This window comes from Streptacidiphilus anmyonensis (assembly GCF_000787855.1).
Lineage (GTDB): Bacteria > Actinomycetota > Actinomycetes > Streptomycetales > Streptomycetaceae > Streptacidiphilus > Streptacidiphilus anmyonensis.
Genome location: NZ_BBPQ01000040.1, coordinates 59,699 through 72,961, shown reverse-complemented (window position 1 = coordinate 72,961; position 13,263 = coordinate 59,699). Strand labels below are relative to the sequence as shown.

The following is a 13,263-nucleotide window of genomic DNA, read 5'->3' as shown; positions in this document are numbered from 1 at the left end:
TGTCGCGGCGTGCGGATTCGCCGCCTTGCTCTACAAGGTGGTCACCAGCGGGGCCGTCTCCTCGGCGCTGCAAGGCCTGATCCGGCGAGCTCTCGGTGCCGTCTGAGCGCCCGCGCCCGTCCGACGCGGGCTACACCACGGCCGAGGCGGCCGTCGCTCTGCCGGCTCTGGTACTGGTCACCGCGATGCTGCTCTGGGCTGTGCTGGTCGGCTCGGCGAAGGTGCGGTGCGTCGACGCGGCACGCGAGGCAGCGCGCGCCGCGGCACGAGGGGATCCGGCCGCTGCCACGCTGGGCCAGGCCGCCGCGCCTCCCGGCGCTTCGGTCTCGGTCAGCACCGCCGGCGACCAGGTGCGTGCGGAGGTCTCCTCCGTGAGCAGCGGTCCGGGCGGGCTGCTCAGCTTCCGGGTCTCCGCAACGGCTGTGGCCGAGCGGGAGCCAGGCGAGCCTGGAGCCGGACCGTGAGGCATGCGCGCCGGTCGGGTGGGCGGAGTCGGGACGCAGGCGCCGCCACGATCTGGCTGGTGGCTCTGCTCGGCCTGGTCGGCCTGGCGGCGACGGCCGCCCTGGGCGTGGCCGGCGCGGTCGCCGCCCGCCACCGGGCGGAGTCGGCGGCGGACTTGGCGGCCCTCGCGGCGGCGGGACGGCTGCTCCTGGACCCGGGCGAGGCGTGCGCGGAAGCCGCAGCCATCGCCTCGGCCCAGGGCGCCACGCTCCACTCCTGCGCGATCCGTGCGGACGCGTTGGAGGACAGCGTCCTGGTGGAGGTCTCCGTCCCCTCCCCGATCGGGCTGATCCCCGGGCTTCCCCCTGCCCGGGCCCGCGCCCGGGCTGGCCCGGTGACCGCTCCGTTCTGACGTCGGGCGACGCGCGTGTCGGGCGACCTTCGTGTCGGGCGGTCCTCTTCGGGCGGCCCGTCGTGCGACCAGGGCCCCGTGCATGGGGCCAGGCTAGGCCCGCAGCCCGGTCAGTCGGGTCGTCGCAAGGGTGATCCGCAGACCGCAGGGGACCCGCTGATCGGCGGCCGCCAGGGAGCGGGAGGCGTCGACGAACTCCTGGTGCAGCCGCTCCAGTGTCGCCTCGTCCAGCTGGGTCACGTCGTAGTAGGTGTCGAGCATGACCTGCCACACCTGGTCGGCGGTGCCGTCCATTCTGAGAGTGAACGGCTCCCAGTCCACCGGGGCGAAGCCGCGCGGGCTCAGCAACTCGTCGAGCCCCAGGCGGCTGCGACTGCGCGGGTCGCCGAGCCGGGGACGGCGTCGCCCAGTCGGCGTTGCCGTGAGGTGCGGGGTGGCGAGCTCGAGGAACAGCTCCATCGCCTCACCGCCCACCGGGCCGCTGCCGACGGCCACGGCAAGCGTGCCACCGGGCTTGAGCACCCGGGCTGCTTCCGCGACGACCTGCTCGACGTCGGCCATCAGCATCAGGGCCATGTGCGAGACCACGGCGTCGAAAGAGCGGTCCGGGAAGGGAAGTTCCTGGGCCCGACCGCGGTGGAGCCGGGCCCCGGCCAGTCCGGGTCGGCGGCGTGCGATCTCCAGTTCGCCGGAGGAGAGGTCGACCCCGGCGAGGGTCTCGGCGCCGCGCTCGGCGAAGAGCGCCAGCAGGGCGCCGTCGGCGCAGCCGAGGTCGAGGACGCTCCGGACGGGACCGACCCGGTCGGCCAGCACCTCGTGGCTGGTCCGGCCGTCCGGCGCACGGTGGGTGTTCGCGCCTTCGACAAGCCGGCCGGGCGCGTTGTCGTGGAAGGCCCGCAGATACTCCTCCGCGGCTCGCGCCTCAGGGCTGGGCGGCGTCTGCTCCGTCGTCATCCATGAACCCTAGGAGCGGGCTTGGGGGCACTCCACCGGTTTATGCCGAGCCGGAGCCGGAGCCGGAGCCGGAGCCGGAGCCGAGTGTCGGGGAGGGCGACCCCTCCGCCTGCTGCGGCTTCGCCGCAGCGGCTGCCGACCCGGCGAGCAGCAGCGTCAGCAGGCGGATCGCGCCCTGCTTGTCCAGCGGGTCGTTCCCGTTGCCGCACTTGGGGCTCTGGATGCAGGAGGGGCAGCCACGTTCGCACTCACAGGAGGTGATGGCCTGGAGGGTGGCGGACAGCCACTCCTGAGCGCGTTCGAAGCCCCGTTCGGCGAATCCGGCGCCGCCCGAGTGGCCGTCGTAGACGAAGACGGTGGGCAGGCCTGTGTCGGGGTGCAGGGGGACGGAGACGCCGCCGATGTCCCATCGGTCGCAGGTGGCGAAGAGCGGGAGCAGGCCGATCGAGGCGTGCTCGGCCGCGTGGGCGGCCCCGGGGAGCTCCTCGGGGAGGAAGCCGGCGTCCTCCAGCTGCTCCTCGGTCACGGTCCACCACACCGCGCGCGTGCGCAGGGTGCGCGGCGGCAGGTCGAGCTTGGTCTCGCCGAGGATCTCGCCGGTGAGCAGCCGGCGCTTCAGGAAGGAGACGACCTGGTTGGTGACCTCGACCGAACCGAAGTTCAAGGTGGCGTCGCCCCAAGCGACCTGACGGTCCGTACCCAGCACGGCGATGTGCGTCGTGTCGCGGGCGACGGTGCTGTACGGCGGATCGGCCTCGGCGACGAGGGCCACCGAGTCCTCGAGGTCCAGTTCCCGCACCAGGTAGCTGCGGCCCTGATGCAGGTGGACCGCGCCGGTGTGGACGGTGGTGTGCGCGGCGCCGGCGTCGACGGTGCCGAGCAGGCGGCCCGTGTCCGCCTCGACCACGCGCACGGGAGCGCCGCCCTCACCGCGGATGTCCACCAGATCGGCGGCGCGTTCGCGGCGGGTCCAGAACCAGGAGTTCTCCCCGCGCCGCCGCAGCATTCCGCGGCGCTCCAGCTGGGGCAGGAGTATCGGCGTCGAGGGGCCGAAGAGCTCCAGGTCAGCGGGGGCCGTGAGAGGCAGCTCGGCCGCGGCCGCGCAGAGGTGGGGCGCGAGCACGTGAGGGTTGTCGGGATCCAGCACCGTCGACTCGACCGGCTGGCGGAAGAGCGAGTCGGGGTGGTGCACCAGGTAGGTGTCCAGCGGGTCGTCGCGGGCGATCAGGACGGCCAGGGCCCCTCCGCCCTCGCGGCCTGCGCGACCGGCCTGCTGCCACACGGAGGCCCGGGTGCCGGGGTATCCGGCCAGCAGCACCGCGTCGAGGCCCGCCACGTCCACACCGAGCTCCAGGGCGCTGGTGGAGGCGAGGCCGAGCAGCGCCCCGGAGTGCAGGGCGCGCTCGAGGGCGCGCCGTTCCTCGGGGAGGTAACCGCCTCGGTAGGCGGCGACCCGCCGTGCCGTCGCGTGCCCGGCCGCCTCGGCCAGCCTTTCCTGGGCGATGACCGAGACGAGCTCGGCGCCGCGCCGGGAGCGCACGAAGACGACGGTGCGGGTGCCGTCCAGGACCAGGTCGGTGAGCAGGTCGGCGGCCTCGGCGGTAGCCGAGCGCCGGACCGGGGCGCCATGCTCGCCCGCGAGCTCCGTCAGCGGCGGCTCCCAGAGCGCGAAGACCGTCTCGCCGCGCGGGGAGCCGTCGGCGGTCACTTCGGCGACGGGGAGTCCGGTCAACCGCTCGGCGCTGTGTCCCGGCTCGGCCACGGTGGCCGAGGCCAGCAGGAACACGGGATGTGAGCCGTAGCGGGCGCACAGGCGGCGCAGCCGGCGCAGCACCTGCGCGACATGGGAGCCGAAGACGCCCCGGTAGGTGTGGCACTCGTCGATCACGACGTAGCGCAGCGCCTTCAGGAACGAGGCCCAGCGGGCGTGGCCGGGCAGGATGGCCCGGTGGAGCATGTCCGGGTTGGTCAGCACGTACGCGGCGTACTGGCGGACCCACTCGCGTTCCTCGAACGGGGTGTCGCCGTCGTACACCGCCGCGCGGACGCGGGTGAGCCGTGAGGCCCCGTGGAGGCTTCCCGTCGCTCGTTCGGCCCCTTCGGTCCGCGGGGAGTTATCAGCAGCATCACCAGACCGTCGAGCACCACCAGCCCCACGGACCCCACCAGTCCCTGCGCCCGCCTTGCCCGCCTCGCCGGCCTCGCCTGCCTCGGCAGCCGTGCGCAGCTCACCGAGGCGGCGCAGCTGGTCGGCGGCGAGGGCCTTGGTGGGTGCGAGATACAGGCCCGTCGCCCCGCGGCCGTTCTTGGCCTCGGTGCCGTCCAGCAGGGCGCTGAGGACCGGGGCCAGGTAGGCGAGCGACTTGCCCGAGGCGGTTCCTGTGGCGATCACGACGTTCTGTCCGTGTATAGCCAGATTCGCGGCTTCAGCCTGATGTGTCCATGGCTGCTTGATGCCGGTTGCCGAGATCGCCGACACCACCTCCGGACGCAGCCCCGCGGGCCAGCCCGCGTACTGGGCGGGCCGAGCCGGAATGTGCTCCAAATGAGTGAGCCGATCTTGCCGCCCAGAGGCGCCCGTGAGGCGGTCGAGAGCGGCTTCGGGCGGGTCAGGGCGCGGCTTCATCGGCCCCAAGTCTGTCATCACGCTGATGGAGATTCCCCCCAAGGCGTCGTGTTGGCCTGGTGATAAGTGGTTGAATGCCTACGCGGCCGTGCAACGGGGCCTGGGGCCCCGCCATCGGCATGGAAGCAAGGCAAGGTGCTGGAGGTTCCGTGGACCTGTCCCTGTCGACCCGTTCCGTCGGCGACCGCACGGTCGTCGAGGTTGGGGGCGAGATCGATGTGTACACCGCCCCGAAGCTGCGCGAGCAGCTCGTCGAGCTCGTCAATGAGGGTCACTACCATCTGATCGTGGATATGGAAGGCGTTGACTTCCTGGACTCGACCGGGCTGGGCGTGCTTGTCGGCGGGCTCAAGCGGGTGCGGGCCCATGAGGGTTCGCTGCGTCTGGTCTGCAACCAGGAGCGCATCCTCAAGATTTTCCGGATCACCGGACTGACGAAGGTGTTCCCCATCCACGGTTCCGTGGACGAGGCCGTCGCCGCCAACGACTGAGCTCGCATCCGTGAGCTCCAACTGAGGCAGTGCGCCCGGGAGCGATGAGGCACGCGGACGAGTCCGCGTGTCCGGCTCCCGGGGCCGGTCCGGAATCTGAACCTTTCGAGGGGGACGCATATGGCCACCGTCGAACTGCGCTTCAGCGCACTCCCGGCACACGTGCGCACGGCGCGGCTGGTCGCGGCGGCAGTCGCACGGCAGGCCGGGGTCGACGAGTCGGTCCTCGACGAGGTCCGTCTCGCCGTGGGCGAGGCGTGCTCGCGCGCGGTGGGTCTGCACGTGCGCAACGGGGTGTCACACCCCGTGCGGGTGAAACTGATCCAGCAGGAGAAGCGCTTTCTGATCGAGGTCGGCGACGGCGTGCCGACGCCGGTGACCTCGCACGCCGACAGCACCGCCGCGGAGGCCCTCAGCCTGGCGGCCGGCGCCAACGGCGGCAGCGGCGGTGAGCAGACCGACGACACCATGGGCCTCGCCGTGATCAGCGGCCTGGTGGACGACCTGGTCATCGGCCACGACGACGACGGCGGCCTGATCCGCATGAGCTGGCCCATCGCCGACCCCGCGGACGACGAGCTGTAGAACGCGCCGAGTGCCCGAAGCAGGGCAGTCGACCCAGTCGGACGGCGACCGCTCGGTCGGCGCTGCCCGTTCTTCGCTGACCGTTCGGCGACGTCCGCGCTGCCCGAGCAGCAGCGGCTCGGCCGGGTGCGGCCTGTCTCGCGCGTCCACGCCCGCCCGCGCAGCCCTGATTCCAGGCCTGTCCGGCCCTGAGCCTGCCCGACGTCCGGGTGCGGCCAGGGTGACCCGGGATCGCCCGAGCCACCCTCCGCCGCTCATCTCACGCCGTTCCCCGGCAGCGCGTCAGGAGTAGTACCCCGCGACGTCCGCCAGCAGGTCCATCGTGCCCGGCCTGCAACGGCGCGCCGGCGGGGCGTGTCGTGCCGTCCGCGTAGGCGGTGACGGAGGTGGTCGCCGAGGCGTTCAGGGCGGTGAGGTTCAGCAGGACCGTCCTCGCCCCGGCCGGGATGCCGGCGACGCCCGCCGGCTTGAGCCGCAGCACCCGCCCTTCACCGAGCCGGCCCTTGGGTGCGCCGATCGCGTACCGCGTGTCCAGCATCCGCGACGGGGTGAGCGGGACGAGCGTGGTGGGCGCGGGCGCCTCGCCGTAGTAACCCTCGACGTTCGCACTGACCTCGAGCGAGCCGCCGCCGTTGTTGGTGACGAGGGTGTCCCCCAAAGTGGCCCGATTCTTGCACGGATGATTCCGGCCAGCCGGGGCTGGGGTGGCTGAAAGATGACGGGTATGAGGCGCGGTCAGGAGCCGTGGGCAGGAGCCGCGTCCTGGAAAGTCCCGTGAAGAACTTCTGTCACAGTTCCTCTTACTTGTACCAATTGCCGCACATACCCTGTTTTGATCATGTGTCGGATTCTTACAATCGCGGCCTGCCACCTTGCCCGCGCTGCCGAGCGGTCCGCGCCTCCCCCGGCCCCATGACCCCGGGATCCCACTCGGCGCACGAGCCAGACGTCATGGGAGGACGAATGGCCGGGCTCTACCTCTCCGGCGCTCAATCACCAGTGACGGCCGTGCTCACCGGTTCGGACCGGGTCGTGGTCGTCATCGTCGCCGTCGTCGCCGCAGCCGCGCTGGGTGTCGCGTGGCTGCTGGTCCGTCAGGTACTGGCAGCGGATCAGGGCACGGACACCATGAAGCAGATCGCCGCCGCCGTGCAGGAGGGTGCGAACGCGTACCTGGCACGGCAGTTCCGCACCCTCGCCGGGTTCGCCGTCATCGTGCCCTTGCTGTTGCTGGTGCTGCCGGCCGACGACTGGGCACAGCGGATCGGGCGTTCCGTCTTCTTCGTCGTGGGTGCGGCCTTCTCCGCCGTGACCGGGTACGTCGGCATGCGGCTGGCCGTGCGCAGCAACGTCCGGGTCGCTGCGGCGGCCCGCGCGGCGACTCCCGCCGAGGGGGAGACCGAGGCGCCCGACGTGCGGGCGGTGTCCCATCGGGCCATGCGGATCGCCTTCCGCACCGGCGGGGTCGTCGGGATGTTCACCGTCGGCCTGGGTCTGCTCGGGGCCTCGGTGGTGGTGCTGATCTACCGGGAGAACGCGCCCAAGGTGCTCGAGGGCTTCGGCTTCGGGGCCGCGCTGCTCGCGATGTTCATGCGTGTCGGCGGCGGCATCTTCACCAAGGCCGCCGACGTCGGCGCCGACCTGGTCGGCAAGGTCGAACAGGGCATCCCGGAGGACGACCCGCGCAACGCCGCCACCATCGCCGACAATGTCGGCGACAACGTCGGCGACTGCGCCGGGATGGCCGCCGACCTGTTCGAGTCCTACGCCGTCACCCTCGTCGCCGCGCTCATCCTGGGCGTCAGCGCGTTCGGGGACCACGGCCTCGCCTTTCCGCTGCTGGTGCCCGCCATCGGCGTGGTGACGGCCGTCCTCGGCATCTTCGCCGTCTCGCCGCGCAGCGGTGACAGGTCCGGTATGACCGCCATCAACCGCGGGTTCTTCATCTCCGCGGTCGTCTCCCTCGTGCTGGTCGTGATCGCCGTCTTCGCCTTCCTGCCAGGCCGCTTCGCCGAGCTGAAGGGCGCCTCCCCGGCCGTCGCCGCGCACAGCGGCAACCCGCGCGTCTTCGCGCTGGCCGCCGTCGCCATCGGCATCGCGCTCGCCGCGGCGATCCAGCAGCTCACCGGCTATTTCACCGAGACCAACCGACGCCCGGTCCGCGACATCGGCAAGACCTCGCTCACCGGCCCCGCCACCGTCATCCTCTCCGGCATCTCCGTCGGCCTGGAGTCTGCCGTCTACTCGGCGGTCCTGATCGGCGCCGCCGTCTACGGCGTCTTCCTGCTCGGCGGAGGGTCGTTGACGCTCTCGCTCTTCGCCGTCGCGCTGGCCGGCACGGGATTGCTGACCACCGTCGGCGTGATCGTCGCGATGGACACGTTCGGGCCGGTCTCCGACAACGCCCAGGGCATCGCCGAGATGTCCGGTGACGTCACGGGCGCGGGCGCGCAGGTGCTGACCGAGCTGGACGCGGTCGGCAACACCACCAAGGCGATCACCAAGGGCATCGCGATCGCCACCGCCGTGCTCGCGGCCACCGCGCTGTTCGGCTCGTTCACCGACGCGATCGGAACGGCGGAGTCCCAGATCGGCCCCGCCGCACACGGACTGAGCCTGAGCCTGGACATCTCCCAGCCCAACAACCTGGTGGGCCTGCTGCTGGGCGCGGCGGTCGTCTTCCTCTTCTCCGGGCTGGCCGTCAGCGCCGTCTCCCGCTCCGCCGGTTCGGTGGTCTTCGAGGTGCGCGAGCAGTTCCGCTCGCGGCCCGGGATCATGGACGGCAGCGAGAAGCCGGACTACGGCCGGGTGGTGGACATCTGCACCCGCGACGCGCTCCGGGAACTGGCCACCCCCGGCCTGCTCGCGGTGCTCGCGCCGATCGCTGTCGGCTTCCTGCTGGGCGTGGGACCGCTCGGCTGCTACCTCGCTGGGGCGATCGCCTCCGGCACGCTGATGGCGGTCTTCCTGGCCAACTCCGGCGGTGCCTGGGACAACGCCAAGAAGCTGGTCGAGGACGGCCACCACGGCGGCAAGGGCAGCGAAGCCCATGCCGCGACCGTCATCGGCGACACCGTGGGCGACCCGTTCAAGGACACCGCGGGCCCGGCCATCAACCCGCTGCTCAAGGTCATGAACCTGGTCTCGCTGCTGATCGCCACCGCGATCGTCAAGCTGGGCTTCGGCGCGCACGCCAGTACGGCGTGGCGCGTGGTGATCGCGGTGCTCTGCCTGGCCGTGATCGTGGGCGCGGTGTGGATGTCCAAGCGGCGCGGCATCTCCGTGGGCGCCGAGCCGGGCGACGCAGCGGGCGACGCATCGGGCGACGCATCGGGCGGGGCAAGCGGCGGCGAGCCCGACAGGGATTCGGGCCAGGACATCCCGCGGCAGGTACGAGGGCAGACCGATCCGGAGGTGACCTCCACCGTGCCCTGACCGGGGCCGGCACCAGGGCCAGAACCAGCCCAGGGTCAGAACCGGCCCAGGGTCAGAACCGGCACCAGGGCCAGCACCGGCGCCAGGCCGGTGCCGGGCCTGGGCAAGAGCCGCAACGACCGTCCGGCGCTGTCGCGCTCCCGAACGGGGAACGCCTGAGCGTGCGGCGCCGGACGGTCGGCAGGGCGGGATGCTCAGCCGGCCCGCAAGGCCTCACCGGCACGGGCGTTGGCGGCGATGGCCGCCACGATGCGGGGCCACAGCGCCTCCGGGAGTTCGTGGCCCACGCCCGGCAGCGTCAGCAGTTCGGCGTGCGGCACCGCGGCGGCGGTGGCCCGGCCGCCGCTGATGTCCACCAAGGCGTCGTCCTCGCCGTGGATCACCAGGGTGGGCACGGCGACCTGAGCCAGCGCCCGGGTCCGGTCCGGTGAGGCGTAGACCGCCGCCAACTGGCGGCCTATGCCGTCGATGCGGCTGCTCCGGTCGTGGACGCGGCTGACCCACGCCCGCAACTCCTGCTCCTCACGCGGATAGCCGGGTGAGCCGATCGCGCGGGCCGTCGCCATGTTGGCCTCGATCGCGCCCTCACGACCCTCCGCGCGGGGGCGGGTCATGACCGCCCACGCCTCCTCGCTCGGCGGGCCGACCCTGGGGTAGTCCGGCGAGGACATGATCGAGCAGAGGCTGAGCACCCGCTCGGGACGGTCGATCACCAACTGCTGGGCGATCATCCCGCCCATGGAGGCGCCGACGAGGTGGGCGCGCTCGACACCGAGGGCGTCCAGTAGGCCCGCTGCGTCTCCGGCCAGGTCGGTCACCAGGTAGGTGGCGCTGGATCCGTCGCCGCCGAGGACGGCGGCGAGGTCCGGCTGCGGCCCGGTGTCGAGGAAGGTGGACAGCCCGGCGTCGCGGTTGTCGTAGCGGACGACGTGGAATCCCTCGTCGGCGAGGAGTCGGCAGAGCCGCTCGTCCCAGGCGATCATCTGGGAGCCCAGACCCATGATCATCAATAGGGTGGGGTGGTCGGTGGTGCCGAAGGTGTCGTACTCGAGCTCGATCCCGTTGACCTGCGCGCGGGGCATGTGACCTCCGTGTCGTCCTGTCGGGCGTGGTGCGGGGGTGGTGCGGGCGTGGTTCGCGAGTGGTTCGGCGTTCGGCGTTCAACGTGGTGCGGTCGGTGTCGGGCGTCGTGTCGGGTGCTCCGCCCTCGGTCCCGTTCGTGCACGGTATCGAGGGAGACCTGCGCCGGAAAGGGCGACAGTGTAGGTTCCCAAGCTGGGTCAGAGCGTGGGAAGGGGACCCGGTGAGCAGGTCTGAGCTGGTGGCGGCGTCGGTGCGGGAGCAGGTCGCAGGGGCGGAGTCGGGCACGGGTCCGGTGTCGTCGTCGTCCCGACGTGGACGGGCGGCAGGAGGCGTGGCGGGTCGCGCGGCCGGGCGGGTCGCGGTCGCGGCCTCGGTCGCGGCCGTCGTGGCGCTCGGTACGACCGCCTGCGGTGGCAGCGACAGCACGAGCAAGCTCGACTCCTGGGCCAAGAGTGTGTGCGGCGGGATCGCCACGCCCATCAAGACGGTGGCGGACGCGAAGGCGGACACCGGTCGGATCGTCCAGGGCGAGAGCCCGACCGATCTGCAGAAGCGTCTCGCCGACGACATGGGTCAGCTGGCCACCGGAAACCAGCAGATAGCCCAGGCGGTCCAGGCCGCGGGTGCGCCGGCGACGAACGGCGGCTCCCAGACGCAGGCCGACGCGGTCAGCGAGCTGAACCAGGCCGCCGGCGGCTACACCAAGGTGCAGCAGACCGTGAAGGCGCTGCCCGTCAACGACCAGGCCCGCTTCGCGGCAGGTCTGCGCGGTGTCTCGGACCAGATAGGCCAGCTGTCCACGCAGTCGTCGGCGGCGCTGCAGACGCTGCAGACGGGCGACCTCGGTGCGGCCCTCAACCGTCAGCCCGGCTGCGCGGCACCCAGCGGCAGCCCGACGGACGGCGGTTCGGGCACCTCGGCGGCCTCCCCGGACGCCTCCGGCTCCGCCTCCTCGTCCGCCCCGACCTCGTCCGCTTCCGCTTCCGCGTCCGGCACGGCCAAGGGGTCGGCGAAGCCGAGCGGCACTTCTTCCGCCAAGGCATCCGCCTCCGCCTCCTCCTGAGCTGCGGCGGCTCGCCCTCCCCGACGTTCGCGGCGCTCGGTCGGCCCGCTGCCCGGGCCGCTCCGGCGTGGCCGCGTCGTGGCGCTCCGGCGCGCTGGGCTGAGGTGCCGGGCCCTGGCGGGTCGTCGGGGAGAATGGCTGGTGTGACGACCAGTTCCTCGCCCAGTTCCTCGCCCCGGACACCTGCGGATCAGACTTCTGCGGGCCAGGCCTCTGCCGAGCCCACCGCCGGTACCGCCCCGTCCCCCACCGCAGCCACGACCGCAGCCAGCGCCGCGCTGCCGGTGGTGGACCGGGAACGGATCGGGCGGCTGCGGGACGCGTTCGTCGTCGCCGGTTACACCGCCGACGGCTGCCTGGAGCTGCTCGGCGGGTCGGCCTACGCCGCGCTCGCCCGTAGCGAGAGCGTGCCGGCGCTGCGCGCCACGGCGGGGCCGGGGGCGCTGCCGACGCTGGTGCGGCTGTTCCTGCTGCAGCGGGAGGTGTCGTACCCGCAGGTCGCGTTGGCGCTGCCGGTCGAGGAGGCGCTGGCGGACGGGTGGCTGACCCGCACCGCCGAGGGCGGGGTGCGGGCGACTGTCGACGTGCGGCCGTACGCCAACGACATCGCGGGCGAATCGGAGACGGCCGACGCATGGATCGTCTCCGATCTGGGCTGCGCGGTCGGCGGAGCCGGCGGCATCGGATCGGGGGCGGCGACGGATCAGGGCGTGCCGCGCGGTGAGCTGGTGCTCGGGGTCGGCGGTGCGTCGACCACGCTGGCCAACATCACCGTGCGTCGCCCGGTGCGACGCGCGCTCGACCTCGGCACCGGCTCCGGTATCCAGGCGCTGCACGCCGCCCGGCATGCGTCGCAGGTCGTGGCCACCGACGTGAACCCGCGCGCGCTTCACTTCGCCCGTCTCTCCGCTGAGCTGTCCGGTCTCGGCGAGCGGGTCGAGGTGCGGGAGGGGAGCCTGTTCGAGCCGGTCGCCGCCGATCCGGCGGACGGGGCCGCCGGACGCTTCGACCTGATCGTCTCCAACCCGCCGTTCGTGATCTCCCCGGGCGGCCGGTTCACCTATCGCGACGGCGGCATGGCGGGTGACGACCTGTGCCGCAGCCTGGTCGCGCAGGCCGGTGAGCACCTCGAACCCGGGGGCTACTGCCAACTGCTGGCCAACTGGCAGCACGTGCGCGGGGAGGACTGGCGCGACCGGGTCGCCTCGTGGGCGGCCGGGACGGGCTGCGACGCCTGGATCGTGCAGCGCGACGTGCAGGACCCGACCACCTACGCCGAGCTCTGGCTGCGCGACGGCGGGGACCACCGGGGCGCGCGCGAGGAGTACGAGCGGCGGTACGGGGAGTGGCTGGACGCCTTCGAGGCGGCCAAGGTCGAGGGCGTCGGCTTCGGCTGGATCACCTTGCGACGTGCGCCCGAGGGGGCAGAGCCTGTCGTGCTGGCGGAGGAGTGGCCGCACCCGGTCGAGCAGCCGCTCGGGCCGGTCATCGAGCAGTGGTTCGCGCGGCAGGACTTCCTGCGCTCCCACGACGACGCGGATCTGCTGGAGGCCCGCTACCGGCTGGCGGAGGAGGTCGTCCAGGAGCAGGTCGGCGTCCCCGGTGAGGAGGACCCGGAGCATGTGATCCTGCGTCAGAACCGGGGCATGCGGCGGGCGACGAAGGTCGACACGGTGGGCGCCGGATTCGCGGGGGCCTGCGAGGGCTCGCTGCGCGCCGGTGACATCCTGGACGCCATCGCCCGGCTGCTGGAGGAGGACCCGGTGGTGCTGCGCGACCGCGCGCCCGGGCAGATCCGGCTGCTGGTGGAGCAGGGCTTCCTGCTGCCCGCCTGACCGAGCCCCCGTCAAGCCCTTCGCTCGACCCTCCACGGAGCCTTCCGCAGACTCCCGGTGAACGTCCCGTTCATCGGGGGTTTGCTTTGCTTTCGCCGTGCGTAGGCCTTGAGTTGCCGCCGCGCTGACAGCCTGCATGGGCGACCGACCGATCACGTGATCGACCATCAGACGACAGAGCTTTGGCGGGGTGTGCGAACGTGGGGACACCACTGAGTCTGTTCACCGGGGTGTGGTTCTCCCTGTTCGGAGGCGCTGTCATCTGGTGGTGCGCCGTCGAGGTGCGCCTGCGACGCACCCTGCGGCGGGTCGGTGTCGGCGCGATGGCCCGGGTC

12 protein-coding genes are annotated in these 13,263 nt (G+C 72.5%); 8 read left to right on the top strand and 4 right to left on the bottom strand.

The features are described 5' to 3' along the window. The 3 genes from TR50_RS44685 to TR50_RS27885 form a co-directional block, all read left to right on the top strand. Positions 1–106 (top strand): DUF4244 domain-containing protein (locus TR50_RS44685; protein ID WP_042427877.1); only part of this gene is annotated, 106 nt, incomplete at its 5' end. Beyond that, complete coding sequence (locus TR50_RS27890; RefSeq protein WP_042427874.1) at positions 96–464, top strand: TadE family type IV pilus minor pilin; 369 nt, start codon at positions 96–98, stop codon at positions 462–464. The genes TR50_RS44685 and TR50_RS27890, both read left to right, overlap by 11 nt. Continuing rightward, entirely contained in the window at positions 461–856 is a 396-nt protein-coding gene (locus TR50_RS27885; RefSeq protein ID WP_084701094.1) for an Rv3654c family TadE-like protein, read from the top strand. The genes TR50_RS27890 and TR50_RS27885 overlap by 4 nt, the downstream gene beginning before the upstream one ends. Before the next feature lie 93 nt (positions 857–949). Here TR50_RS27885 and TR50_RS27880 read toward each other — a convergent pair whose 3' ends face one another. After that, complete coding sequence (locus TR50_RS27880; RefSeq protein ID WP_042427870.1) at positions 950–1,810, bottom strand: class I SAM-dependent methyltransferase; 861 nt, start codon at positions 1,808–1,810, stop codon at positions 950–952. Between the two features lie 40 nt (positions 1,811–1,850). Continuing rightward, complete coding sequence (locus tag TR50_RS27875) at positions 1,851–4,454, bottom strand: DEAD/DEAH box helicase (RefSeq protein ID WP_084701092.1); 2,604 nt, start codon at positions 4,452–4,454, stop codon at positions 1,851–1,853. 131 nt (positions 4,455–4,585) lie between these two features. Here TR50_RS27875 and TR50_RS27870 point away from each other — a divergent pair, with 131 nt between their 5' ends. Both TR50_RS27870 and TR50_RS27865 read left to right on the top strand, forming a co-directional pair. Continuing rightward, complete coding sequence (locus tag TR50_RS27870) at positions 4,586–4,927, top strand: STAS domain-containing protein (protein ID WP_042373473.1); 342 nt, start codon at positions 4,586–4,588, stop codon at positions 4,925–4,927. Positions 4,928–5,047: 120 nt separating this feature from the next. Beyond that, a complete protein-coding gene (locus TR50_RS27865) occupies positions 5,048–5,512 on the top strand; it encodes an ATP-binding protein (protein ID WP_042427866.1) in 465 nt (154 codons plus the stop codon). Between the two features lie 259 nt (positions 5,513–5,771). Here TR50_RS27865 and TR50_RS27860 read toward each other — a convergent pair whose 3' ends face one another. Continuing rightward, positions 5,772–6,170: a hypothetical protein gene (locus TR50_RS27860; RefSeq protein ID WP_042427863.1), complete on the bottom strand. Its 399-nt coding sequence runs from the start codon at positions 6,168–6,170 to the stop codon at positions 5,772–5,774. 293 nt (positions 6,171–6,463) lie between these two features. On the opposite strand from TR50_RS27860, the gene TR50_RS27855 reads away from it, so the two are divergent. Further along, positions 6,464–8,947: a sodium-translocating pyrophosphatase gene (locus TR50_RS27855; protein ID WP_084701090.1), complete on the top strand. Its 2,484-nt coding sequence runs from the start codon at positions 6,464–6,466 to the stop codon at positions 8,945–8,947. Between the two features lie 194 nt (positions 8,948–9,141). Here the strand turns inward: TR50_RS27855 and TR50_RS27850 are convergent, their stop codons facing one another. Beyond that, entirely contained in the window at positions 9,142–10,029 is an 888-nt protein-coding gene (locus TR50_RS27850; protein ID WP_042427860.1) for an alpha/beta fold hydrolase, read from the bottom strand. A gap of 332 nt (positions 10,030–10,361) precedes the next feature. Between TR50_RS27850 and TR50_RS27845 the strand changes: the two genes are divergently transcribed. After that, positions 10,362–11,093: a hypothetical protein gene (locus tag TR50_RS27845; protein WP_042427857.1), complete on the top strand. Its 732-nt coding sequence runs from the start codon at positions 10,362–10,364 to the stop codon at positions 11,091–11,093. A gap of 278 nt (positions 11,094–11,371) precedes the next feature. Next, positions 11,372–12,928, top strand: coding sequence for a DUF7059 domain-containing protein (locus tag TR50_RS27840; protein WP_042427930.1), 1,557 nt, complete (start codon positions 11,372–11,374; stop codon positions 12,926–12,928). Positions 12,929–13,263: the final 335 nt, after the last annotated feature.

What these genes read in the sequence shown, in the direction of transcription:
- TR50_RS27880 (WP_042427870.1), bottom strand. Translation starts at nt 1,810, where the DNA reads ATGACGACGGAGCAGACGCCGCCCAGCCCTGAGGCGCGAGCCGCGGAG.
- TR50_RS27875 (WP_084701092.1), bottom strand. Translation starts at nt 4,454, where the DNA reads ATGACAGACTTGGGGCCGATGAAGCCGCGCCCTGACCCGCCCGAAGCC.
- TR50_RS27865 (WP_042427866.1), top strand. Translation starts at nt 5,048, where the DNA reads ATGGCCACCGTCGAACTGCGCTTCAGCGCACTCCCGGCACACGTGCGC.
- TR50_RS27855 (WP_084701090.1), top strand. Translation starts at nt 6,464, where the DNA reads ATGGGAGGACGAATGGCCGGGCTCTACCTCTCCGGCGCTCAATCACCA.
- TR50_RS27850 (WP_042427860.1), bottom strand. Translation starts at nt 10,029, where the DNA reads ATGCCCCGCGCGCAGGTCAACGGGATCGAGCTCGAGTACGACACCTTC.